At 43.6% G+C, this 24,294-nt stretch carries 17 protein-coding genes, 12 tRNA genes, 3 rRNA genes and 1 other annotated feature; of the genes, 6 read left to right on the top strand and 26 right to left on the bottom strand.

Annotation, left to right across the window (positions count from 1 at the left end; all coding sequences use genetic code 11):
• Positions 1 to 95 precede the first annotated feature (95 nt).
• Positions 96 to 1,529 (top strand): DUF2254 domain-containing protein, encoded by a 1,434-nt coding sequence (locus ACYX4O_RS01100; protein WP_476353850.1) that lies wholly within the window; start codon positions 96 to 98, stop codon positions 1,527 to 1,529.
• Positions 1,530 to 1,661: 132 nt separating this feature from the next.
• Here ACYX4O_RS01100 and ACYX4O_RS01095 read toward each other — a convergent pair whose 3' ends face one another.
• The 3 genes from ACYX4O_RS01095 to ACYX4O_RS01085 all read right to left on the bottom strand — a co-directional run bounded on the left by ACYX4O_RS01095 (position 1,662) and on the right by ACYX4O_RS01085 (position 3,915).
• Positions 1,662 to 2,678 carry a cation diffusion facilitator family transporter gene (locus tag ACYX4O_RS01095; protein WP_476353848.1) on the bottom strand — a complete coding sequence of 339 codons (1,017 nt, stop codon included), beginning with the start codon at positions 2,676 to 2,678 and terminating at the stop codon, positions 1,662 to 1,664.
• 128 nt (positions 2,679 to 2,806) lie between these two features.
• Complete coding sequence (locus ACYX4O_RS01090) at positions 2,807 to 3,205, bottom strand: DoxX family protein (RefSeq protein WP_476353847.1); 399 nt, start codon at positions 3,203 to 3,205, stop codon at positions 2,807 to 2,809.
• A gap of 155 nt (positions 3,206 to 3,360) precedes the next feature.
• Positions 3,361 to 3,915, bottom strand: coding sequence for an LOG family protein (locus tag ACYX4O_RS01085; protein ID WP_476353845.1), 555 nt, complete (start codon positions 3,913 to 3,915; stop codon positions 3,361 to 3,363).
• Positions 3,916 to 4,028: 113 nt separating this feature from the next.
• On the opposite strand from ACYX4O_RS01085, the gene ACYX4O_RS01080 reads away from it, so the two are divergent.
• The 3 genes from ACYX4O_RS01080 (at position 4,029) to ACYX4O_RS01070 (ending at position 6,964) form a co-directional block, all read left to right on the top strand.
• Entirely contained in the window at positions 4,029 to 4,664 is a 636-nt protein-coding gene (locus ACYX4O_RS01080; protein ID WP_476353843.1) for a uracil-DNA glycosylase, read from the top strand.
• Between the two features lie 132 nt (positions 4,665 to 4,796).
• Positions 4,797 to 5,022: a binding site (T-box leader), on the top strand.
• A gap of 256 nt (positions 5,023 to 5,278) precedes the next feature.
• Positions 5,279 to 5,761, top strand: a complete 483-nt coding sequence (locus tag ACYX4O_RS01075) for a sunset domain-containing protein (protein WP_476353841.1) — start codon at positions 5,279 to 5,281, stop codon at positions 5,759 to 5,761.
• A gap of 195 nt (positions 5,762 to 5,956) precedes the next feature.
• The gene (locus tag ACYX4O_RS01070) at positions 5,957 to 6,964 is read left to right on the top strand and encodes a S8 family peptidase (RefSeq protein WP_476353839.1); all 1,008 of its coding nucleotides are present in this window, start codon (positions 5,957 to 5,959) and stop codon (positions 6,962 to 6,964) included.
• A gap of 41 nt (positions 6,965 to 7,005) precedes the next feature.
• Here the strand turns inward: ACYX4O_RS01070 and ACYX4O_RS01065 are convergent, their stop codons facing one another.
• Complete coding sequence (locus tag ACYX4O_RS01065) at positions 7,006 to 7,524, bottom strand: methyl-accepting chemotaxis protein (RefSeq protein WP_476353837.1); 519 nt, start codon at positions 7,522 to 7,524, stop codon at positions 7,006 to 7,008.
• A gap of 122 nt (positions 7,525 to 7,646) precedes the next feature.
• Between ACYX4O_RS01065 and thiD the strand changes: the two genes are divergently transcribed.
• Complete coding sequence (thiD, locus tag ACYX4O_RS01060; RefSeq protein WP_476353835.1) at positions 7,647 to 8,471, top strand: bifunctional hydroxymethylpyrimidine kinase/phosphomethylpyrimidine kinase; 825 nt, start codon at positions 7,647 to 7,649, stop codon at positions 8,469 to 8,471.
• 725 nt (positions 8,472 to 9,196) lie between these two features.
• Here the strand turns inward: thiD and glmS are convergent.
• The 6 genes from glmS to sigW all read right to left on the bottom strand — a co-directional run bounded on the left by glmS (position 9,197) and on the right by sigW (position 16,313).
• Entirely contained in the window at positions 9,197 to 11,002 is a 1,806-nt protein-coding gene (gene glmS, locus ACYX4O_RS01055; protein WP_476353833.1) for a glutamine--fructose-6-phosphate transaminase (isomerizing), read from the bottom strand.
• 509 nt (positions 11,003 to 11,511) lie between these two features.
• Positions 11,512 to 12,864: a phosphoglucosamine mutase gene (glmM, locus tag ACYX4O_RS01050; RefSeq protein WP_476353831.1), complete on the bottom strand. Its 1,353-nt coding sequence runs from the start codon at positions 12,862 to 12,864 to the stop codon at positions 11,512 to 11,514.
• Between the two features lie 39 nt (positions 12,865 to 12,903).
• The gene (locus ACYX4O_RS01045; RefSeq protein ID WP_476353829.1) at positions 12,904 to 14,133 is read right to left on the bottom strand and encodes a CdaR family protein; all 1,230 of its coding nucleotides are present in this window, start codon (positions 14,131 to 14,133) and stop codon (positions 12,904 to 12,906) included.
• Positions 14,126 to 14,959 (bottom strand): diadenylate cyclase CdaA, encoded by an 834-nt coding sequence (gene cdaA / locus ACYX4O_RS01040; RefSeq protein ID WP_476353827.1) that lies wholly within the window; start codon positions 14,957 to 14,959, stop codon positions 14,126 to 14,128. The genes ACYX4O_RS01045 and cdaA overlap by 8 nt, the downstream gene beginning before the upstream one ends.
• Positions 14,960 to 15,123: 164 nt before the next feature.
• Positions 15,124 to 15,735 carry a zf-HC2 domain-containing protein gene (locus ACYX4O_RS01035; RefSeq protein ID WP_476353825.1) on the bottom strand — a complete coding sequence of 204 codons (612 nt, stop codon included), beginning with the start codon at positions 15,733 to 15,735 and terminating at the stop codon, positions 15,124 to 15,126.
• A 14-nt stretch (positions 15,736 to 15,749) separates the two neighbouring features.
• A complete protein-coding gene (sigW, locus tag ACYX4O_RS01030) occupies positions 15,750 to 16,313 on the bottom strand; it encodes an RNA polymerase sigma factor SigW (RefSeq protein ID WP_188656201.1) in 564 nt (187 codons plus the stop codon).
• A 208-nt stretch (positions 16,314 to 16,521) separates the two neighbouring features.
• Between sigW and ACYX4O_RS01025 the strand changes: the two genes are divergently transcribed.
• On the top strand, positions 16,522 to 16,674 hold the full coding sequence (locus tag ACYX4O_RS01025; protein WP_084599698.1) for an aspartyl-phosphate phosphatase Spo0E family protein: 153 nt from the start codon (positions 16,522 to 16,524) through the stop codon (positions 16,672 to 16,674).
• Positions 16,675 to 16,730: 56 nt separating this feature from the next.
• On the opposite strand, the gene rocF is transcribed toward ACYX4O_RS01025, so the two are convergent.
• The 16 genes from rocF to ACYX4O_RS00945 all read right to left on the bottom strand — a co-directional run bounded on the left by rocF (position 16,731) and on the right by ACYX4O_RS00945 (position 24,087).
• Positions 16,731 to 17,630, bottom strand: coding sequence for an arginase (gene rocF / locus ACYX4O_RS01020; protein ID WP_476353822.1), 900 nt, complete (start codon positions 17,628 to 17,630; stop codon positions 16,731 to 16,733).
• A 189-nt stretch (positions 17,631 to 17,819) separates the two neighbouring features.
• Positions 17,820 to 17,892, bottom strand: a tRNA-Ala gene (locus ACYX4O_RS01015).
• 5 nt (positions 17,893 to 17,897) lie between these two features.
• A tRNA-Gly gene (locus tag ACYX4O_RS01010) sits at positions 17,898 to 17,972 on the bottom strand.
• A gap of 36 nt (positions 17,973 to 18,008) precedes the next feature.
• A tRNA-Lys gene (locus ACYX4O_RS01005) sits at positions 18,009 to 18,084 on the bottom strand.
• 9 nt (positions 18,085 to 18,093) lie between these two features.
• Positions 18,094 to 18,168: transfer RNA gene (locus tag ACYX4O_RS01000), tRNA-Gln, on the bottom strand.
• Between the two features lie 5 nt (positions 18,169 to 18,173).
• A tRNA-Tyr gene (locus tag ACYX4O_RS00995) sits at positions 18,174 to 18,259 on the bottom strand.
• A 70-nt stretch (positions 18,260 to 18,329) separates the two neighbouring features.
• Positions 18,330 to 18,406, bottom strand: a tRNA-Thr gene (locus ACYX4O_RS00990).
• Between the two features lie 16 nt (positions 18,407 to 18,422).
• Positions 18,423 to 18,498, bottom strand: a tRNA-Val gene (locus ACYX4O_RS00985).
• Between the two features lie 15 nt (positions 18,499 to 18,513).
• A tRNA-Glu gene (locus ACYX4O_RS00980) sits at positions 18,514 to 18,588 on the bottom strand.
• A 21-nt stretch (positions 18,589 to 18,609) separates the two neighbouring features.
• Positions 18,610 to 18,682: transfer RNA gene (locus ACYX4O_RS00975), tRNA-Thr, on the bottom strand.
• 4 nt (positions 18,683 to 18,686) lie between these two features.
• Positions 18,687 to 18,761 (bottom strand) — tRNA-Asn (locus tag ACYX4O_RS00970).
• A gap of 61 nt (positions 18,762 to 18,822) precedes the next feature.
• Positions 18,823 to 18,938: ribosomal RNA gene (rrf, locus tag ACYX4O_RS00965) — 5S ribosomal RNA — on the bottom strand.
• A gap of 199 nt (positions 18,939 to 19,137) precedes the next feature.
• Positions 19,138 to 22,052, bottom strand: a 23S ribosomal RNA gene (locus tag ACYX4O_RS00960).
• A 104-nt stretch (positions 22,053 to 22,156) separates the two neighbouring features.
• Positions 22,157 to 22,232, bottom strand: a tRNA-Ala gene (locus tag ACYX4O_RS00955).
• 18 nt (positions 22,233 to 22,250) lie between these two features.
• Positions 22,251 to 22,327: transfer RNA gene (locus tag ACYX4O_RS00950), tRNA-Ile, on the bottom strand.
• 197 nt (positions 22,328 to 22,524) lie between these two features.
• Positions 22,525 to 24,087 (bottom strand): 16S ribosomal RNA (locus tag ACYX4O_RS00945).
• The 16S, 23S and 5S rRNA genes sit together here with 12 tRNA genes alongside, the layout of an rRNA operon.
• Positions 24,088 to 24,294 lie beyond the last annotated feature (207 nt).

The raw sequence follows: 24,294 nt of genomic DNA, 5'->3' as shown, positions 1-24,294 counted from the left end.
GCTTTAGTCTAAAAAAGTATTAATTGTTATCGAAATGGTTTTATGGAGGGACAACTAGGGGAAAGAGGATACTTAGAAGGAGGCCCGATCGACTCATGAAAATCATCCCACCAGGAATTCGAAAATACTTAGAAATGTCACAAAGGTTAAGGAAACATGAGCTGCAACTTACTTTATGGTTCACCCCTGCTATTTACATATTAGTCTCATTTTTCTTTGCAGCAATCATTTTATTAATCGATTTAAACGTTCAATTAGGAAATTGGGTTCCTAAATTCCTGCAATCGAATGCTTCAGTTTCAAGAATGCTGATTACAACGTTAATAGGAGGCATGTTAACCCTCACTGCCTACACGTTAAACTCCGTCCTTGTCGTCCTTACAACATTTAGCGGGCAATTCTCACCAAGGATGTTACTTAACTTCGTCTCAGATAATCGCACACAGCATGTCCTTGGAATCTTTAACGCTTGTTTTGTTTATGTATTGACGCTCTTTATTTTTATTACGAATTACGAAGACCAAACATTCGTGGCTATTCCTTTAGTGACGACCCTAGTTGCATTATTTGCAGCAGTCACCTTTATTTATTTTATTAATCACGCTACAACTTGGATGCAAGTTCATAACATTTCTTACAATATGCAATCGATTTCTAAACAAATTCTCAATCAGTCGATTACAAACGAGATGTCTCCTTACCGAAGTACTGATACGCTGTATCATGAACAAGAGGCTAAGAAAAAACCTGACCATCCAGAGAAGATCCTCACAAAGCAGTCTGGGTACATTCAGCTGATTAACTTCGATCAAATTATTGATCAGGCACAGAAAGATGGTATTGTCGTTCAGTTAGAAGCAAGTGTTGGGACATTCTTATTAGAGGGAAATCCAATCCTATCTTACTGGAGTGGAAATGGGGAACCTAAAGATATAGATCATCATTTATACTTAAGCATGTTGGAAGTCGGACAAAAACAAACTGAAATTCAGGATGTGGAGCACGGGCTTAACAAGTTATCGGAAATTGCCATTAAATCTCTTGGCAATAATGATCCAAAGACAGTAAGCAATGTGATCCATCAATTAGGGGAGTTACTTCTAACTATTTCAAAAATGATGAACATCCCTCCTTACCTCGTCGACAACGAAAAACAACTGAGGTTAATTATACCAGGTGAGAGCTTTGAGTTTTATTTATATAAAGGATATGGTTACATTCGCCACTATGCAGAAGGGAACATTCAAATTATCACGGAGATTCTACGTGTGCTGGATTTATTAGCTAAATCAATTGATTCTGCTCACCACAAAACTTTGTGGGAATTTGCACGTAACACCGTTTACGGTTTTCAGTCTCTTCACATTTATGAACTAGACCAGCATTACCTTATAGAAACCCTTAAAGACTTAAGTGAAACCACTGGTCATGAAGAAAAATACGAAGAAATTCGTGAACAGATCATTGAAGCTGATCAACAAACAGCCGACCCTTATAAAAACCAACAAAAAGCTGCCCAAAATCAATAACGGGCAGCTTTTCCCCTGCTCATTCCCTTTATGACACTAATGCACAGAAGCGTGCCAGACACCCTTCATTTCTCTAAAGCACTAGAGGGTGCCTGGCACGCTATTTTCTTGTAGAGAGGTAAAGTGAAGTAATCATTCCTCTTCAGTGTCTTGCGGGTGCGACCAGGAGCTATTTCGTTCGTTCTTCTTGGGATCCCAGTCTTTTTCCTCATTGCTTTCAATAATGCCTAAGGAGGCATCTGATATGTCATCATTTTTTAATAAACGATCCCATACTTTAAACTTAATATCATCTGCCTCCGCTAATGATAAACCCTTTTCTAACTCTAGCATTGCCTCAACATGGTAGGTGCGCCCTTCCTTCACGATGCGCATCCTTCTTATATCAACGACTTGCCCATGCTCTAAAATGGACTCCGCCACATCACGCTCTACCTCACGAGGGGCCGCCACGCCTATTAAGCCGATCATGTTCTCGTACCCAACCCGAAACGCTACAGCAAACATCAATAGTCCGATTAAAAGGGTCACTACACCATCTAGAATCGCAAAGTTTGTAAACGTCGTAATCGTTACTGCAATGAGAGCTAATAAGGCACCTGTTACAGCAACAATGTCTTCAAAAAAAACAAGCCTGGTAGGCGGTGAAGCTTGTGGGAGATTCTGAATCGCTTGTGATGGGATCTTCCACCCAGAAGCTTCTTCTTTCGCCTCTTTGTTGATTTCCTTCATCGCTTTAACCAGGATCCACCCATCAATTGCAATGTTCAAAAGAAGGATCCCTGCGTTCAACCAGAAACTTCCTGATTCTTTCGGGTGCTGAATTAAGTGCCACCCTTCTTTTACCGATTCATAGCCTAATATCGTAACAATGATTACAGCAATCATTACGAAAATATTAATAACCCTGCCAAACCCCGTTGGAAAACGAGACGTCGGTTCCTTCTCAGCTAACACACTTCCGGCAAATACAAACCCCTGATTCACGGAATCTGCAAATGAATGCAACGTGGACGCAAGCATAGCCCCACTGCCACTCACTGTAGCCCCTATTGCCTTCGCAATTGCGATGACTAAGTTGCCTGAAGCAGCATAAGCTGAAGATTTATTGCCTTTTTTAATTAAATCAATCCATGATTGGGATGCCATACCCTATACCTCCTGCCTTACAAATACTTAAGCTACTCCTAGTATCCCGAGATCTGCGCATTTCATGAATGCAACAAAAAAAGCCAGTCGCCCATAAACAGTAGGCGACTGGCTTTTAGTATTCATTTTCAATTATTTGTACGCTGTTGATTAGGCTTTGATACAGCAAGTACCCACCAAATTAGTAATGGTTGGAACAAAAGACGAACCCAAAGAAGCGTTTTATTTACTTCATCTGAACCAGGAGCTGGAATACCGGCAATGGCAGCATAAATATTTGCCGGGAAGATGAGTACAAGGTAAATAGCTGTCCAAATCCCAGCTTGTCTACGAGTCGAAGGGATAAGTAATAAAATGGCCAAAACCCATTCAATTATGCCTGTAGCATAAACAATCATATTTCGAAAAGGAATGATATCCGGAATCATACTGGCGAACCCTTCAACTTGAGTAAAGTGCACAACACCCGCAACGATAAAAAACAAACTAAATAGAACAAGACCGATCATTTTTACAATTGACTTCACGATTAGAACTCCTTTCCCATCTGTCTTTCATCTTACTTGATTGACTCTACACCATCAAAGCATGACTCTTCGCTAATTTCATAAACCATCATCTCTATGCAAGCCAAAAAAAGTGCCAGACACCCTTTATCATAGTAAAGGGTGTCTGGCACCGTTTAGTTCTGTGCAGAGATAAAGGATCGGAAGTTTGTAAGAAGGGATTCGGGACTTTCTTCGACCATTACCATGTCACGGTTGTCTTTCTTTAAGAATTTCTGTTCGACCATATGATCAAACAGAGAGATTAAAGGTGTATAGTATTGGTTCGTGTTCAGAATTCCAAATGGTTTCTGATGGATTCCAATTTGAGCCCAGGTGTACACTTCAAAAAACTCTTCAAGCGTACCTGCTCCACCCGGTAAGGTGATAAATGCATCGGATAACTCCGCCATTTTTGCTTTCCTTTCGTGCATGGAATCCACAACGTACAGTTCCGTCAGGCTGGCATGGGCAATTTCTCGCTCAACTAGTTTCTTTGGAATCACCCCAATTGCTTCGCCTCCTTCAGCAAGCACTGTATCCGCAACAGCACCCATCAGACCGACGCTTGAACCTCCATAAACAAGGGTAATATCTTGTTGGGCAAGAAGACTCCCTAAACGAACGGCATCTTCTTTATATGCAACAGAAGCGCCTTCACTTGATCCGCAAAACACAGCAATCCTTTTCATCCAATCACCTCGATAGTTTATAAGTATGAAATTACTAAAAGTATAGAGGATTTTTCAAATGAATAAAAGCAGGGAAATGTAAAGATATATAAATGACTCTAGGAGGCGATACAATGTTCCCAGAACATTTACGTAAACTCGGTAACAAGCGCATTGAGCCTTATCAAACAGAGGGATTCGTTCCTGGTAAAGGCCCCAAGTATCCAGATATTATGGTGATTGGAGAAGCACCTGGAAGAAATGAGGTTAAAGAAGGCGTTCCCTTTATTGGACAGGCTGGAGAGAAACTCACTGAGTTTTTTGAACATATCGGAGTAGACCGAGAAGAATTGTATATCACAAGTGTAGTGAGGAGTCGCCCTTACAAGGTTGTAGAAACCACAGACCGAAAAGGGAATCCAACAACCAAAACGCCCAATAGAACCCCAAACCAAAAGGAAATACTCGCTCATGCTCCCCTTCTCGATTATCAAATCGATGAGATGAAACCAAAAATTCTTGTCACACTCGGTAATATTGCGTTAAGACGCTTAATCGGAAAAGACTTTAAAATCTCTGACGTACATGGAAAAGTTTTAAACCAACCGATTTATAAATGGACAGGTGAAGAAGAGGAATCCTATGAACTCACAGAAGAGACCTACACAATCTTTCCCATGTACCATCCAGCAGCTGTTCTCTATAATGGCTCACTGAAAGACACCATTTATCAAGATTTCGAAAACCTAAAGCAGCTATTAAACCACTAGATTCCTTTACCATGATAAAGCGTGCCAGACACCCTTTATCACGATAAAGAACATATAAAACAAGAAAAAAACAGTTGACTTTAGTGCTTTTAAGCGTTTAAGATATAAAGCAAGTAATCGTACGAATAAAGTATAAAAGTGTTGATGGATTTGAAGTAGTAACTCTTTCCCTGTTTCAGAGAACTGGTGGTCGCTGCGAACCAGTACATAAAGACGTTACGAATTACGTTTCCTTAGCTTTGATGTGATGTGCACCGCATCAACGGGTCTGTTCCGTTATCAACGATGAAGAGATAATCTCTTTCGAATAGAGATTATAATCAGGGTGGTACCGCGAATGAATCCGTTCGTCCCTGCTGGCATATAAGCTAGCAGGTTTTTTTGTACCTCGCAACTTTAACGCTTAAAAGCGTTTAAGCATTGAGGTAACCACTCTAGCCTTTACCACTTTAGAGGTAAGAAGCGTGCCAGACACCCTCTATTGCAGTGAAGCACTAAACGGTGCCAGGCACCGTGTTTTGCTGTAATGGGTTAAAGAATTTGGGGGGCTGGCGGGTTGTGGGTTGGACGATGGGGAGTCGAGGGGCTACAATAGGTGTAAGGAGGAGAGGATGATGAGAAAATTCGGTGTTGTTCTAGCTTATTTAACCGTAATTGCAAGCGGAATGATGATTGCTCTGCTTTTGTTCACTCCGTCTCAGCGCAAAGGGCGCATTCGTTCCACACCTCACACTGTAGAAGCCCCTACGATTCAAACAGAGCCAAGTCACAAAGAGACAGAGTTAGTTGAGTTTGCAGAGCAAGAAGAGTTTAAGAGCTTAGTAGAGACAGATGAGTTAGTAGAGACAAGTTCAGATCAAAGAGACACGTTTGAAGAGACGAGAGAAAGCATAAGAGATGAGATGAGATCAATAGTTGAGATGAGCGATATTGAACGCTCCCTTAACCCGCAACCCATTAAAGGTAACCAAAATGCCAAAGGGGAAAAAATCTATCACATGCCTGGTGGTCAATATTACAACCGCGTAAAGGCGATCGAAGTGTTTAACACCCCTTCAGAAGCAGAAGAAGCAGGATATCGAAAGTCCAGACGTTAAAGGTTTGCTTCCATAGGTAGCAAACCTTTTTCTTTTGCTGATAGATCGCCCCCATATTTCTACAAAATTTCCCCTTTCCATAGTCCCATCTTACCTAGGCCAAATTGGTTATTTTTTCAAAAATTAGAATATTATAATTTATTTCCTCCCCTCTTTCGTGTACGATTCAAGTAATCATATTGAGGAGGGGTTACCATGGAGAACATGTATCTGATTCCTTACCAAACGGAAGATGTATTCGAAAGTACCTCAATGATCCCAGAAGGTGTGCGCATGATTGAAGCACCTGCAATCTGGGAGCAAACATCAAAAGGAAAAGGTAGCGTTGTCGCCGTTATAGATACAGGGTGTCAGCTTGATCATCCTAATCTACAAGGGCAAATTATCGGTGGGCGTAACTTCACAACAGATTACGAAGGAGACGAAACCAACTACGCTGATAATAATGGCCACGGGACCCACGTAGCAGGCACAATCGCAGCCGCAGAAACGACTACTGGGGTTGTAGGTGTCGCTCCCGCAAGCCAACTCCTTGTTCTAAAGGTTTTGACCGGATCTGGACGTGGGAATTATGACTGGATTATTGATGCCATTAACTATGCTACAAACTGGGAAGGTCCAGATGGTGAACGTGTCCGAGTCATGTCCATGTCTCTTGGAGGACCTAGTGATGTACCAGAGCTACATGAAGCCATAAAAACAGCTGTCGAAGCAGGGATTTCTGTCGTTTGTGCGGCAGGAAATGAAGGTGATGGCCGGGAGGATACAAATGAATATGCCTATCCTGGAGCTTATAACGAAGTCATCCAAGTAGGTGCCTCAGATTTCAATCGAAATATTGCTGACTTTACCAATACAAATGATGAAATAGATCTTGTAGCCCCTGGCGTTAGCATCCTTTCCACTTATACAGAAGGACGTTATGCTCGCTTATCAGGTACTTCTATGGCTACTCCGCACGTATCAGGTGCTTTGGCGCTGCTCATTCACCTCGCTGAAAAGCAATTAAATAGAAAGCTTTCAGAGGCAGAAGTTTATGCTCAACTAATCAAACGGACCGCTCCGATCGGAAGTTCACCCCAAGCTCAAGGAAACGGATTCCTCACACTTGGATTGGTTCAGAAACTTGAAAGCCTCTTAAACCTCTATACCATCGACTGGAGCGATATGGTCAAACGAAACACTGACAAAGTAGAAGTATAAAAAAAGACTTGTCCCCCTATTCCGCGGGACAAGTCTTTTCCTTACATTTGCTCTGTCATATGAGTTAATCGATCTGCTGATGCCGCTACCGTTGCAGAAGCTTGATCCATTTCTTTGATGTTTTCGAGCAATTGTTTCATTTCCTGATCAATGCGTTCATTATGTTGCACAGTCTCTCTCATATACGTAAGAATGGTTACGAAGGAGTCTGTCGTTTCTTTCATACTCCCTTTTCCTAATTCTACATAAGATCGAATCGATTCAATCGATTCTGTAACATGAGAACTTTGCTGATTCACGTCTTTAATAAGATCTGCTACGGTTGATGTTGATTGTTTCGTCTGTTCTGAAAGTTTACGAATTTCCTCCGCTACTACCGCAAACCCTTTTCCATATTCCCCTGCACGTGCTGATTCAATCGATGCCTTCAAAGCAAGCAAATTCGTCTGCTCAGCAATTCCGCTTACAATATCAATGACTTCAGTGATTCGTTTGGAAACTTCCTTTAACCCTTGAGCATTCTCTGTTATTCGTTCCATCCCTTGTTCCATGCTATCCATGTTCTCATTCTGGTATTCCACTTTTGTTAAGAAAGTACCCAATTAAAAACGAAATGATTTAAAAATACATCAAATACCGTTAAAATAAAGAAAACACCTTAGAGTGGAAGGGGAATAAACAGATGAGAAAAAAAGTCCTTACAATTGCAGGATCAGATAGTAGCGGCGGAGCTGGAATCCAAGCTGATTTGAAAACATTTCACCAGCACGGGGTATACGGCATTTCTTCTTTAACCACTATTGTGGCTATGGACCCGGAGAATGGTTGGGCTCATAACGTATTTCCAATGGAACTTAATACAGTGAAAGAACAATTAAAGACCGCGACGTCTTTAGGAATAGATGCAGTAAAAACAGGTATGCTAGGTTCACCTGGTATTATTGAACATGCAGCGGAGGTCGTAGATCAAAACGGGATCACTGATGTGGTGATCGATCCGGTTATGGTTTGTAAAGGAACAGATGATGTCCTTCATCCAGAGAATTTAACAAGCCTTCGTGAAACTCTTGTGCCTCGTGCCAAAGTAACAACACCTAACCTCTTCGAAGCTGCTAAACTTGCAGGTCTTCGTCGAATTGAAACAGTAGAAGAACTAGAAAGTGCAGCGAAAACCATTCATGAACTAGGTGCACAGAACGTACTAATCAAAGCCGGAACGCTTGTAGACAAAACAAAAGCAACCGACCTTCTATATGATGGACAAGCCTTCCACTATATCCAAACTGACCAGTTTGATACAGGAAACGTCCACGGAGCAGGTTGTTCCTACGCAGCAGCAATTACCGCTGAACTTGCAAACGGAAAAGAAGTATTCGAAGCTATTAAATCCGCGAAAGCCTTTATTACAGCAGCAGTAAAAGAAGGCTTCCCTATAAACGAATATGTAGGCCCTGTTTATCAAAAAGGGGATTCTAGTGTTGTCGAAGTTTCCGTCACAACGAAATAATGGTACTAAAAAAGAGCTTGAATGGTGATTCAAGCTCTTTTTCTATTTTTTCTTACTATAACTTGTGTCTCTATGGAAGATTCGAAGTTGAGGTATATTAGCTGGAAGGGACCGCTATGTTTGATGAGTGCTTGGGCTTGCTCGGGGACAACTCGCTTTCCTGCGGGGAGCTGGGAAGCCTCCTCGTTCGCTTTCGCTCTCTGTGGGGTCTCCCCTAGGCTCCTTACCCCGCGGGAGTCTCGCAGTCCCCGAGCAATCCCTTGCGTTAACTAGGTTAGCGGCCCTGTGATCACCCCAAGTAATCTTGTTTCTCCTCACGTGGCTTGTTTCCGTTCACACTGATATGGAAAGGTGGGCCTGGAAACTGCTAGACTCCCGTGGGCAGAAGAGCCAGTCTAGTTCCGGCGTGGAGGACCTAGCTTGATAAGTCATCTTTTTTACAAAGGCTAGTCGCCTTTTCCAAAAAGCTGTCTTATCCGTACGGTCCTAGGCACCACACCTGCACTTTTCAATCTAGGTGAGACCCCGGAGCTCGGCTTTGCCGGCTGAGGAGACTCACCAGCTCCCCACAGGAAAGCGAGTGGTTTCCAGGCCCACCTTACACTCAAATAAAGCAAACGGAAACATTCCCTCAACTTCGAGTCTTCCATATTAATCCTCATTCTTGAGTAAGCATACAAAAAACGCATGTAGTCTCAATTTGAGACCACATGCGTTATCGTTACTTATTCAACGGTTACACTCTTAGCAAGGTTACGCGGCTTATCCACGTCACAGTCACGGTGAAGGGCTGCGTAGTATGATATCAACTGCATTGGAACAACTGATACTAGAGGTGTTAAGAGTTCGTGCACCTGCGGAATGACAAATGCGTCGTTCTCTTGGTCTAACCCCTTCATACTAATAACACAAGGTTTTGCACCACGTGCAGCTACTTCTTTCACGTTACCTCGAATTGAATAGTTTACATTCTCTTGTGTCGCAAGCGCCATAACTGGAGTGCCATCTTCAATGAGGGCCATCGTACCGTGCTTCAATTCGCCACCTGCGAATCCTTCCGCTTGAATGTAAGATATTTCTTTTAGTTTTAATGCGCCTTCTAAACCAACATAGTAGTCTTGGCTACGTCCGATAAAGAAGCAGTTTCTTGTTGTTGATAAATAATCAGCAGCAATTTGTTCAAGCTCTTCTTTTTGGTCACAAAGAGCTTCCATTGCGTTCGCTGCAATCCCTAATTCTTTCATAGGGTTAAATTCTAACTCAATTCCTTTTGCTTTCGCTGTGTCAACAGCAAGAATAGCTAATACAGCCATCTGAGCGGTGTATGCTTTCGTGGAAGCAACAGCAATCTCAGGTCCTGCATGTAAGTGTAGCGTGTAATCCGCTTCACGAGAAAGGGTAGAACCAGGTACGTTCGTAATCGTAAGGGCCGGATGACCTTTTGCCTTTGTCTCAACAAGTACCGCACGACTATCCGCAGTCTCTCCACTTTGAGAGATGTATACGAATAGTGGTTTGTCAGAAAGAAGAGGCATGTTATAAGAGAATTCACTAGCTACGTGAACCTCTACTGGTACATTTGCTAGTTTCTCAATGAACTGCTTCCCGATTAAACCAGCATGATAACTTGTTCCACATGCAATAATGTACACGCGGTCACAGTCCATCATAGCCTGACGAACGTCTGGGTCTAATTTAATTTCATCATTTTCATTTTGATATTCTTGGATAATTTTACGAATCACAAATGGTTGTTCATCAATCTCTTTTAGCATGAAGTGTGGATAGGTACCCTTTTCAATATCACTTGCGTCGAGCTCAGCTGTAAATGGTTCGCGGTTGACTTGTGTACCATCTAGTTTCTGAATTTCTACTTCATTACGACGTACAAGTACGATTTCTTTGTCTTCTAATTCAACAAATTGATCGGTTACCTTCAACATTGCTAATGAGTCACTTGATACAACATTAAATCCTTCTCCTAAACCAACAAGAAGAGGGCTCTTATTCTTAGCTACATAAATAACGTCAGGGTTTTCAGCATCAATAATACCAACAGCATAAGAACCTTTTAACAAGGAAATCGCTTTACGGAATGCCTCTTGTACATCGCCCATTTCATTATAAAGGTTCTCAACAAGCTGTACGATAATCTCCGTGTCCGTTTCGCTATTCATCTCTACATCTGCCAAGTATTCACGCTGAACATCTTCGTAGTTTTCGATTACACCGTTATGAACAATAGTAAAGCGGCCAGACGCGCTTTGGTGCGGGTGAGCGTTTTCAAAGCTTGGCGCGCCATGCGTCGCCCAGCGGGTATGACCAATTCCCATTGTTGCTTCGATCTCTTTCTTCTCTACTTCTGAACGAAGAGCAGCAATACGTCCTTTTACTTTCGTAACATGAACACCTTCATCATTTAACTCCGCAATACCAGCTGAGTCATAACCACGGTATTCAAGCTTCTCTAAGCCTTGTAATAAAATTTCTGTTGTATCTTGTGTTCCAATATATCCTACAATTCCACACATATCGTTGTTTCCTCCCTAACTGTAAGGGGCAAATCAACGTACCGATGTTCGGGGCTTGACCTGCCCCTTCCTCATGAATTTTATTTTTCGATCACCTTGCTTCGATTCTTTGTGCAAAGGGTCACCCCTTTGTTTTAGAATAAAAGCTTACGATTGAGGTGAATTCCAACCGGGAGGCATCCGCCGATACTCGATGAACCTCCTCCTCGTCAACTATCTTCTATCCGTTCTGAAGATAGTCCAGGCGCTTTTAGTTGTACTAAAAATTTTAACTTTGTCCCTATGTTTTCACAAACATGTTGCAGTTTATTCACACAGACTTAATGATATTACCCTTTACGAATACACCTTAAACATATTATGTGAAATTTGCATGGAACAAATTTCATTTTACTCTAATTCGTGTGACAAGGTCAATATCTGAAGCATTACATGTTTATTACAATTGTTAAATCTGTTCCATATAAAATATGCGCAGGGACACATAATGTGCCACCTGCGCATTTATATTATGCTTCCTTCATACCTAGTTCAGCCTGAACGACTTGGACCACTTGATCTACATATTTCTCACAATCTTCTTCTGTCGGTGCCTCAACCATGACACGGACAAGCGGCTCTGTTCCAGACGGACGAACAAGAACACGGCCTTCATCTCCCATAGCTTCTTCAACCGCTTCAATTTCTGAAGTTATACGAGGATTAGTCATTACTTTCTTCTTATCGATCACACGTACGTTCTTTAATACTTGCGGATATTTCTTCATCTCAGCAGCTAATTCTGATAATGATTTCCCTGTTTCTTTCAAGACATTTACTAGCTGTAACGCTGAGAGCAATCCATCTCCTGTCGTGTTGTAATCCAAGAAGATAATATGTCCAGACTGTTCTCCACCAAGGCTATAATTGCCACGACGCATTTCTTCTAACACATAGCGATCGCCTACATTTGTCTTATCACTCTTCATACCATTCGCTTCTACAGCCTTATAGAAGCCAATATTACTCATAACAGTTGAAACAACAGTATGATGACGAAGGCGGCCTTGCTCATTTAAATACTTAGCGCAGATGAACATAATTTGATCTCCATCAACGATCTCACCTTTTTCATCCACGGCAATTAAACGATCACCATCACCATCAAATGCTAATCCAATATGAGCTCCCTTTTCTTTTACAAAGGTTTGTAGCGCTTCTGGGCTTGTAGAACCAACATCATCGTTAATGTTCAAGCCATCTGGAGATGATCCCATTGTTGAAAGCTCTGCCTCTAAATCCGCAAAAATATGTGGGGCCACAGAGGATGTTGCACCATGTGCGCAATCTAAAGCAACGTGTACACCATCAAAATCGTAATCAATCGTTTGCTTCAAATATTGCATATATTTTTGACCACCTTCGAAGTAGTCGTTTACAACACCTACATCAGCTCCAGTAGGCCTTGGAAGTTCATCTGTTTCTTGGTCCATTAGTGCTTCTATTTCATTCTCTTGTTCGTCTGTTAATTTAAATCCATCAGGACCAAAGAATTTAATACCATTATCTTCAACAGGGTTATGAGAAGCAGAGATCATAACTCCCGCTTCAGCTCCCATGGATTTTGTTAAATAGGCTACACCTGGGGTTGGAAGAACCCCAAGGCGCATAACCTCTGCACCGATTGACATTAATCCTGCTGTTAAAGCGTTCTCAAGTAGTTGACCAGAAATCCGTGGATCACGGCCTACTAATATCTTTGGCTTTGGTGTGTCTTTCGTTAACACATAGCCCCCATATCTTCCTACTTTAAATGCTAGTTCTGGTGTTAATTCCTGATTGGCTACGCCACGCACACCATCTGTACCAAAATATTTTCCCATTATCAATCGCTCCTTCATTCTAGGCAAATGAGGTAGTTACTACTCTATACGAATTAGAGCTTCATCATTACTTGTTTGCCATTCAATACTTTCAGGTCCATTCACTTGAATAGGTACATTTGCTTCACCATTAACGAGCTGTTCAACATCAATAAAGACTTCGAAATCTTCTTTCGTAATACTCTCAAGTTCCTGCTCTGTACCTATTAATGTTAAGTTAATGACCTGTTGTTCTGGTGTAATAAAAGTTAGGTTTTTACCTGAATCCAGGTTATTTACATCGATTTCTACATCATTAATCGTTTTTTCTGTTATTTGCTCTACATTGACTTTTGCTTCAATCGTTTTTGGCTTAATTGTTTCGATTCCATCTGGCAAAGGGAGATCTATCTCAATAGTGGTGTCTTCTTTAAGATCCGTTATATCCACTTCGACATCGGCAAAAGCACTAACCCCTTTTAATGCATCTTGTGAACCATACACAGCTACTTGATCTGGTAAAGGTTCAATAGATACCAGTCGATACCCCTCGGCAACCTCTCCCTTAGGCTTTAGCGCGACAGGAACTTCTTTACTTGGAGGTAATAGAGGCACCGTTACTTTGACCACACTTGGTTCTACCACAACATTTAGTTCATTCCCCTGTTCATCATATACCTTTACAGGCGACTCTTTCTTTGTAATATCACTCTCAGCATTTTGCACATCAACAATTGCTTTGACTAGTGATACTTTTGAAACCTCTGTTTCAGAGCCTATGATGTCTACCTGATTAGGCGTAACTTCTGGTGTGCCTAGTTGGTAGCCCTCTTTAATAGTGTCACGGTGTATGTAATCCGCACCAACCTGGAACTCTTTTGAAGATCGTTTCTCTAATACCACTGTTACTTCCTGAGGATCTACAGAAACTGATAACTGATTTGAAATCCCTTGCGTTTGTATAGGAACTGTTTGAGAGCCAAGTTCAAGCCCTTCTAAATCAATGAACGCTTCGAATGGTTTTTGCATAACAGTTCTAGTCACTATAGAATTCGGTCCTTCTACAGTGACAGTGACGCTCGAAGGCACTTCTTTCACTACATATTTTTCCTCATTCATTTTTACTTGTAAAGGGATATTATTCATTGCTGCAATTTTATCATTACCTTCAAGAAAGATAGAATCTGAACTCGTTTGCCCGTCATCAAGGTTTATAGAGGCATACAAGAGGAGTGCTAATATTAAAGAAATCGCTCGAATGAACCATGGACTTCTTAACCACTTATCCATCTTTTTTCCCCCTCCAATCCCAATTCTTTGAGCTAGGAGCTTTCGTCGCTCGTTCTAATTCTCTTTCCAAAATATCACGAAGAGCTTGTTCATCTAATCCCCTATGCAATTCTCCATTCCTCGTACAGGATATTCCTCCTGTTTCTTCGGAGACTACGATTGTAAGGGCATCCGTGACTTCACTGATTCCCATAGCAGCACGGTGCCTCGTCCCTAATTCTTTCGATATAAATGGGCTTTCAGATAAAGGGAGGTAACAAGCAGCAGCCGTAACCTCATCTTGTTTAATAATAACCGCTCCATCATGAAGAGGAGTATTAGGGATGAAGATATTTGTTAACAGTTCACTCGATAACCTTCCTCTAATAGGTATGCCGGTTTCGACATAGTCACCCATACCTGTCTCTCGTTCAATCGTAATAAGGGCCCCAATTCGACGCTTGGCCATATAATTACACGACTTTATAATAGCCTCTACTGTTTGTTTCACCGAATCTTCTTCACTGCTCGAATTTCTTGCAAAGAAACTACCTCTTCCTAGCTGTTCTAACGCTCTTCGGAGCTCAGGTTGGAATAAGATAATTACGCCTAGAAAACCCCATGTCATCGCTTTGGACATCAACCACATTAACGTACTAAGTTGAAGAAAGTAGCTAACTAGCCATATTCCAAGTACCACAAATATTCCTTTCAGCAACTGAACCGCTTTTGTACCACGGATTAACATGATTAATTTATACAAAACAAACCAGACAAGGGCAACATCAATAATAATTCGAATGTACTTTAATCCATCTAATTGAACATTCAATCCCCCATCAAGCATGTGTACACTTCCTTTTTATCCTTGAATTCAACTATTGCTTTAATCTTATGTATCAAAGTCACAATAGTTTTATTATAGCATACTTCTTTATAGTGAAAATAACACTAAAAGGCTATAACTAAACAAAATAAAAAAAGCCACTATAAAAGTGACTTTTGGACCCCTTATTGGGTAAAGGAAAAGATATCTGTCGCTGTTTTTTTAATATTGTACCACATCCAACCAAAGACTTGGTCCACTTGATTCAGATCTCCTGTCACTTCACCGGCAGAGGCTTTTAGATGATCACCATTTATTAATACTACATCACCATTTACTTTACCTTCTACTTTTAAGTTCCCATTTTTCACTACTAAATCGCCTTCTACTGTTTTTCCTTCAGGAACAATGACCGTATTATCCTCAATAATAAGGTCTCTTTGTTTTGAGACGCTTAACTGTTGATCTTGGCTCCAAGTAGAAAAGATCCCACTAAACATCATAATAAAGAATATAGCAGCTGCAGTTACCACAGGATGGGCTTTAAACCATCGCTTATAACCTGATCGTTTCTTTTCTTTAGGCAGACTTCCCATTACTTTTGCAGTAAAATCAGAGGGAGCTTGAACTGCACTTGTACTTTGGACCATTGCTACAGCCCTCTTCAGTTCATGAAAATGGTTCTGGCAATCATCACATTGGTGAAGATGTTGTTTTAATTGCTTTCTCTCTTCTTCGCTTAACCCGTCGTCTAAATGTTTATGCATTAACTGAATGGCTTCATTTGCACACTTCATTTCCCATCACTCCTTTACACGTGACGAAGTTTCTTACGAAGCGCTTCGCGTCCCCGGTGGACCCTTGTCTTAACCGTGCCAACCGGTATGTCCAATATGTCACTAATCTCTTGTAATGAGAGTTCATCTATATATCGTAGTACGATAACAGATCTATACTTGGCTGGAAGCTTGAGAATCTCTTGATGAATATATTCCTGCAGTTCTAAGCTTTCCACTTCTTCTTCAGGTAAATCTTCATCTGCAGAAATTTGTGAGTACATCGTTAAGCCTTCTGTACCTCTTACTTCAGCATCTAAAAAGTAATCCGGTTTCTTTTTTCGAATACGATCAATAGATAAATTGGTGGCAATTCTATATAACCAAGTAGAAAATTTGCGATTCTCATCATAAGAGTGAATATTAGTGTAAGCTCGAATAAATGCTTCTTGGGCAATATCTTCTGCTTCATGTGCATTACCAAGCATACGATAGCATATTTGGTACACCTTGTTTTGGTAAAACGTCACTACATCTTCAAAGGCCGAGTGATCACCTTTTTTAACTTTTTTAATCTTTTGTTTTATGAATATTTCCATGCACTATACCTCCGCTAGATCTGCGGTCATTCTACATACGAATATACCTGCGATCAGGTTTCAAAATCAATTAAAAAAATAAAAAAGAATTTTTTGTATGTACAAACGTTATACATTTGATTTCTTTACATAAAGAGGTTTAACTTTAAGTAGAAAGGATATATAAAACTATAGTATAGTACTAAGGTTTTAGTAGGGAGGAAATAGAATGTGTAAAGAACTTCTGAACGAAATTGAAATGTGTAGAAATGAAATGATTCAGCTGAGCTCTAGCTTACCTTTATCATCTCAAGAGGTCATTGAAGCAAGCTCAAAATTAGATGGATTACTAAATGAATATGAAGAAAGAAAAAATAAATAACGGAAACAGCAACTTATGTGAATAAGCTGCTGTTTCGCCTATTTTACTCTATGAATCTATTTTAAATTTTCTCCAAATAATGATCCCATTAATCCAACTGCTACCGTAGCAGTTTTATTCTTCTCATCCAATATTGGATTCACTTCAACAAATTCCGCTGAAGTAATAAAATTAGCCTCAGCAAACATTTCCATTGCTAAGTGGCTTTCCCTATAGCTCATTCCACCCATAACAGGTGTTCCAACTCCAGGCGCCTCATTAGGATCCAAACCATCCAAATCTAAACTCAGGTGCACTCCATCCGTCCGATCCTTTAAGTATTCTACAGATTCTTTAATGACTCCTGGCATTCCCATGCGGTCAATCTCATGCATCGTATATACCCTAATTCCCTTTTCTTTAATTAATTGTTTTTCACCCTCATCAAGAGAGCGCGCTCCTATAATAACGATGTTTTCTGGTTTTATTTTTGGCTCATATCCATGAATGTTCGTCAAACGTTCATGACCAATACCTAAGCTCACAGCTAAAGGCATACCATGGATATTTCCAGAAGGGGACGAATCTCCTGTATTTAAATCCCCATGAGCATCATACCAAATTACACCAAGATTGTCATAATGTTTCGCAATTCCAGCAAGAGATCCGATAGCAATACTATGATCCCCGCCAATGATCAATGGGAATCTACCTGATGTCACAACCTGATCCACTGTCTCAGCCAGGTTTTCATTTCCTACTGCTACTTCTTTTAAATTTCTCAAGTGACTCTCTTGTTCTTCTTTTCTATTTGGCCGAGGAATATGAACATCACCAAGATCCTCTATATCATACTCTAAACGTTCTAATCGCTCAATTACCCCTGCATAACGAAGTGCACTAGGCCCCATATCTACACCTCTGCGATTCTGTCCTAAGTCCATAGGTGCTCCAATAATTGAAAGTTTACGATTCATTGTCCCATCCTCCTCCTTTAACTCTACCCCCATTGTAGCCATAGTTGAGACAATGACTCAACTGGACAGAAATTTGTATATATATACGAAAAACACCCGGTATTGAAAGAATTTTCTTATAAATAGCCGCCATTAAATTTTTTAGATATACGAAAAAACCTTAAGTCTTATTAGACTTAAGGTTTAGAATGGAGCCTAGCGGGATCGAACCGCTGACCTCCTGCGTGCAAAGCAGGCGCTCTCCCAGCTGAGCTAAGGCCCCATATATGGAGCGGAAGACGGGATTCGAACCCGCGACCCCCACCTTGGCAAGGTGGTGTTCTACCGCTGAACTACTTCCGCAAACTAAAAACACATCAACTAAGTTAATGTGAAAAGTGGTGAGCCATGGAGGATTCGAACCTCCGACCCTCTGATTAAAAGTCAGATGCTCTACCAACTGAGCTAATGGCTCTTTATAAAGTGGCTGGCCCAGCTGGATTCGAACCAGCGCATGACGGTACCAAAAACCGTTGCCTTACCGCTTGGCTATGGGCCAATAAATGGTGGAGGGGGCAGGACTCGAACCTGCGAACCCAGAGGGAGCGGATTTACAGTCCGCCGCGTTTGGCCAACTTCGCTACCCCTCCAAACACAAATAATAGTATACCATGCTTGCATTTTATTATGCAAGAATTTATTTAATTGAACATAACTTGCTGGTGCCGACCGAGGGACTCGAACCCCCAACCTACTGATTACAAGTCAGTTGCTCTGCCAGATTGAGCTAGGTCGGCAGATAAATAAATGAAATGGTGGAGGATGGCGGGCTCGAACCACCGACCCCCTGCTTGTAAGGCAGGTGCTCTCCCAGCTGAGCTAATCCTCCATGATTATAAATAAGTGGTGACCCGTACGGGATTCGAACCCGTGTTACCGCCGTGAAAGGGCGGTGTCTTAACCACTTGACCAACGGGCCAAATATAATTTTCTTACAGAGAGCTTCCAGCCGGACTTGAACCGGCGACCTCTTCCTTACCATGGAAGTGCTCTACCGACTGAGCTATGGAAGCAAATTGGCTCCAACGGCAGGATTCGAACCTGCGACCGATCGGTTAACAGCCGATAGCTCTACCACTGAGCTACGTTGGAATATTGTCAAATCCATCTGTCCTAGAAGAAGTCTCTTGGATAGCTTTTATAAGATAACAAAGCATGGCGGCGTCCTACTCTTGCGGGGGTGAAACCCCGACTACCATCGGCGCTGAAGAGCTTAACTTCTGTGTTCGGCATGGGAACAGGTGTGACCTCTTCGCCAAAACCGCCATACTATTGTTTTGTTGAAGGAGTACCTTCAAAACTAGATAAGAATTAAGACATCGTGCCTGATCACGTATTTGCGCTTGAGCTGACTTCCAGCTCCAACTCCCAGACCCTAGCGTATAAGTCATCTTTTCTCCAAAGGCTAATCGCCTTTTCCGAAAATCTGTCTTATCCGTACGGGTCTAAGCGGTCGTTTGCGCTTTAGATAGATAAGCCCTCGATTTATTAGTATCGGTCAGCTGCACGTGTCACCACGCTTCCACCTCCGACCTATCAACCTTGTCGTCTACAAGGAATCTTACTCACTCGAAGTGATGGGAAATCTCATCTTGAAGTGGGCTTCATGCTTAGATGCTTTCAGCACTTATCCCTTCCGCACGTAGCTACCCAGCTGTGCTCCTGGCGGAACAACTGGTGCACCAGCGGTGCGTCCATCCCGGTCCTCTCGTACTAAGGACAGCTCTCCTCAAATTTCCAACGCCCACGACGGATAGGGACCGAACTGTCTCACGACGTTCTGAACCCAGCTCGCGTACCGCTTTAATGGGCGAACAGCCCAACCCTTGGGACCGACTACAGCCCCAGGATGCGATGAGCCGACATCGAGGTGCCAAACCTCCCCGTCGATGTGGACTCTTGGGGGAGATAAGCCTGTTATCCCCGGGGTAGCTTTTATCCGTTGAGCGACGGCCCTTCCATGCGGTACCGCCGGATCACTAAGCCCGACTTTCGTCCCTGCTCGACTTGTAGGTCTCGCAGTCAAGCTCCCTTGTGCCTTTGCACTCTGCGAATGATTTCCAACCATTCTGAGGGAACCTTTGGGCGCCTCCGTTACTTTTTGGGAGGCGACCGCCCCAGTCAAACTGCCCACCTGACACTGTCTCCGGACCGGATTACGGTCCTGGGTTAGAATGTCAATACAGCCAGGGTGGTATCCCACGGATGCCTCCACCGAAGCTAGCGCTCCGGTATCGACGGCTCCCACCTATCCTGTACAAGCTGTACCAACATTCAATATCAGGCTACAGTAAAGCTCCACGGGGTCTTTCCGTCCTGTCGCGGGTAATGCGCATCTTCACGCATAGTATAATTTCACCGGGTCTCTTGTTGAGACAGTGCCCAATTCGTTGCACCTTTCGTGCGGGTCGGAACTTACCCGACAAGGAATTTCGCTACCTTAGGACCGTTATAGTTACGGCCGCCGTTTACTGGGGCTTCGGTTCAAAGCTTCGCCTAAGCTAACTCATCCCCTTAACCTTCCAGCACCGGGCAGGTGTCAGCCCCTATACTTCACCTTTCGGTTTCGCAGAGACCTGTGTTTTTGCTAAACAGTCGATTGGGCCTTTTCACTGCGGCTCCTCCTATGAAGGAGCACCCCTTCTCCCGAAGTTACGGGGTCATTTTGCCGAGTTCCTTAACAAGAGTTCTCCCGATCACCTTAGGATACTCTCCTCGTCTACCTGTGTCGGTTTGCGGTACGGGCACCTCTTTCCTCATTAGAGGCTTTTCTTGGCAGTGTGAAATCAGGAACTTCGGTACTATAGTTCCCTCCCCATCACAGCTTGTGATTGATGCACGGATTTGCCTATGCATCTCACTCACTGCTTGGCCGCTCACATCCAGTGGAGCGGATTCCCTATCCTACTGCGTCCCCCCGTCATTCAAACGGAAAGGAGGTGGTACAGGAATATCAACCTGTTATCCATCGCCTACGCCTTTCGGCCTCGGCTTAGGTCCCGACTAACCCTGAGCGGACGAGCCTTCCTCAGGAAACCTTAGACTTACGGTGGAAGAGATTCTCACTCTTCTTTCGCTACTCATACCGGCATTCTCACTTCTAAGCGCTCCACCAGTCCTTACGGTCTGACTTCACTGCACTTAGAACGCTCTCCTACCATTGTTCGTAAGAACAATCCACAGCTTCGGTGTTATGTTTAGCCCCGGTACATTTTCGGCGCAGAGTCACTCGACCAGTGAGCTATTACGCACTCTTTAAATGATGGCTGCTTCTAAGCCAACATCCTGGTTGTCTGAGCAACTCCACATCCTTTTCCACTTAACATAAACTTAGGGACCTTAGCTGGTGGTCTGGGCTGTTCCCCTCTCGACTACGGACCTTATCACTCGCAGTCTGACTCCCAAGGATGAGTCGTTGGCATTCGGAGTTTGACTGAATTCGGTAACCCGATGAGGGCCCCTAGTCCAATCAGTGCTCTACCTCCAAGACTCTTACCTTGAGGCTAGCCCTAAAGCTATTTCGGAGAGAACCAGCTATCTCCGTGTTCGATTGGCATTTCACCGCTACCCACACCTCATCCCCGCACTTTTCAACGTGCGTGGGTTCGGGCCTCCAGCCAGTGTTACCTGGCCTTCACCCTGGACATGGGTAGATCACACGGTTTCGGGTCTACGACCACATACTATTTCGCCCTATTCAGACTCGCTTTCGCTGCGGCTCCGATTTTTCATCTTAACCTTGCATGGGATCGTAACTCGCCGGTCCATTCTACAAAAGGTACGCTGTCACCCATTAACGGGCTCCAACTACTTGTAGGCACACGGTTTCAGGTTCTATTTCACTCCCCTCCCGGGGTGCTTTTCACCTTTCCCTCACGGTACTGGTTCACTATCGGTCACTAGGGAGTATTTAGCCTTGGGAGATGGTCCTCCCGGATTCCGACGGAATTCCTCGTGTTCCGCCGTACTCAGGATCCACTCCGGAGGAAACAAGATTTTGACTACAGGGCCGTTACCTTCTTCGGCTGACCGTTCCAGATCATTCATCTATCTTGTTTCTTGATAACTCCAAAGGAGTGTCCTACAACCCCAGAGAGCAAGCTCTCTGGTTTGGGCTGATTCCGTTTCGCTCGCCGCTACTCAGGAAATCGCGTTTGCTTTCTCTTCCTTCGGGTACTGAGATGTTTCAGTTCCCCGAGTCTACCTTCCTTAACCTATGTATTCAGTTAAGGATCCTACCCCATTACGGGTAGTGGGTTCCCCCATTCGGAAATCTCCGGATCATAGCCTACTTACGGCTCCCCGAAGCATATCGGTGTTAGTCCCGTCCTTCATCGGCTCCTAGTGCCAAGGCATCCACCGTGCGCCCTTATTCACTTAACTATCTAAAATCAATGTGAAAAGACGCATCATAATGATGCTTACGTTAAATCTAACGTTGGTTTGATGTCTAATTCTTATCTAGTTTTCAAGGTACTAATAGAAATTGGTGGAGCCTAGCGGGATCGAACCGCTGACCTCCTGCGTGCAAAGCAGGCGCTCTCCCAGCTGAGCTAAGGCCCCGTTTTTTTGAAATAGGAATGGTGGGCCTGAGTGGACTTGAACCACCGACCTCACGCTTATCAGGCGTGCGCTCTAACCAGCTGAGCTACAGGCCCATTCCTTATGAAATTGATACAATCAATCTTTCAAAACCGAACGAAACAAACATGAACGCGATATTAGTGTCTAGCTCCGGCGGCTAGAGGCTAGCGAGATAAGCAATCAAGCTACAGTGACCGAACGCCACTTTCGCTTGCTCACTTATCCGTACGCCTCTGTTCAAGCCGCCTTTCGCTTTCCGTGTTATCCTTAGAAAGGAGGTGATCCAGCCGCACCTTCCGATACGGCTACCTTGTTACGACTTCACCCCAATCATTGGCCCCACCTTCGGCGGCTGGCTCCAAAAAGGTTACCTCACCGACTTCGGGTGTTGCCAACTCTCGTGGTGTGACGGGCGGTGTGTACAAGGCCCGGGAACGTATTCACCGCAGTATGCTGACCTGCGATTACTAGCGATTCCGGCTTCATACAGGCGAGTTGCAGCCTGCAATCCGAACTGAGAATGGTTTTTTGAGATTTGCTTGACCTCGCGGTCTCGCGGCCCTCTGTACCATCCATTGTAGCACGTGTGTAGCCCAGGTCATAAGGGGCATGATGATTTGACGTCATCCCCGCCTTCCTCCGGTTTGTCACCGGCAGTCACCTTAGAGTGCCCAACTGAATGCTGGCAACTAAGATTAGGGGTTGCGCTCGTTGCGGGACTTAACCCAACATCTCACGACACGAGCTGACGACAACCATGCACCACCTGTCATTCCGTCCCCGAAGGGAACTCCCTATCTCTAGGGATAGCGGAAGATGTCAAGACCTGGTAAGGTTCTTCGCGTTGCTTCGAATTAAACCACATGCTCCACCGCTTGTGCGGGCCCCCGTCAATTCTTTTGAGTTTCAGCCTTGCGGCCGTACTCCCCAGGCGGAGTGCTTAATGCGTTAACTTCAGCACTAAGGGGCGGAAACCCCCTAACACCTAGCACTCAACGTTTACGGCGTGGACTACCAGGGTATCTAATCCTGTTTGCTACCCACGCTTTCGCGCCTCAGCGTCAGTTACAGACCAGAGAGTCGCCTTCGCCACTGGTGTTCCTCCACATATCTACGCATTTCACCGCTACACGTGGAATTCCACTCTCCTCTTCTGTACTCAAGTTCCCCAGTTTCCAATGGCCCTCCACAGTTGAGCTGTGGGCTTTCACATCAGACTTAAGAAACCGCCTGCGCGCGCTTTACGCCCAATAATTCCGGACAACGCTTGCCACCTACGTATTACCGCGGCTGCTGGCACGTAGTTAGCCGTGGCTTTCTGGTTAGGTACCGTCAAGGTACCAGCATTTCCTCTGGCACTTGTTCTTCCCTAACAACAGAACTTTACGATCCGAAGACCTTCATCGTTCACGCGGCGTTGCTCCGTCAGACTTTCGTCCATTGCGGAAGATTCCCTACTGCTGCCTCCCGTAGGAGTCTGGGCCGTGTCTCAGTCCCAGTGTGGCCGATCACCCTCTCAGGTCGGCTACGCATCGTCGCCTTGGTAAGCCGTTACCTTACCAACTAGCTAATGCGCCGCGGGCCCATCCATGAGTGACGGCCGAAACCGCCTTTTACCAGTGAACCATGCAGTTCACTGGGTTATTCGGTATTAGCTCCGGTTTCCCGGAGTTATCCCGATCTCATGGGTAGGTTGCCCACGTGTTACTCACCCGTCCGCCGCTCGATCCACAACAATCACCCCGAAGGGATCATGTTGATTCACGCGCTCGACTTGCATGTATTAGGCACGCCGCCAGCGTTCGTCCTGAGCCAAGATCAAACTCTCCATAAAGTTAGAGTTTGCCTAGCATCAAATAAATGATTACTGGCTTTAAAAATAATTTAAAGACATTGACGTTACATGTTGTTTCGTTCAGTTTTCAAAGATCAAATTGTTTCGCTGTGTTTCAGCGACAGAAACTAATATAACATTTCTTTTTAATTTCGTCAATCACTTTTTTGAAAAAGTTAATTTTGTTTTTCTTTAACTTTTATTTTG

It is taken from the genome of Pontibacillus sp. ABV4_188 (assembly GCF_056311905.1).
This window is presented reverse-complemented; position numbering and strand designations above follow the sequence as displayed.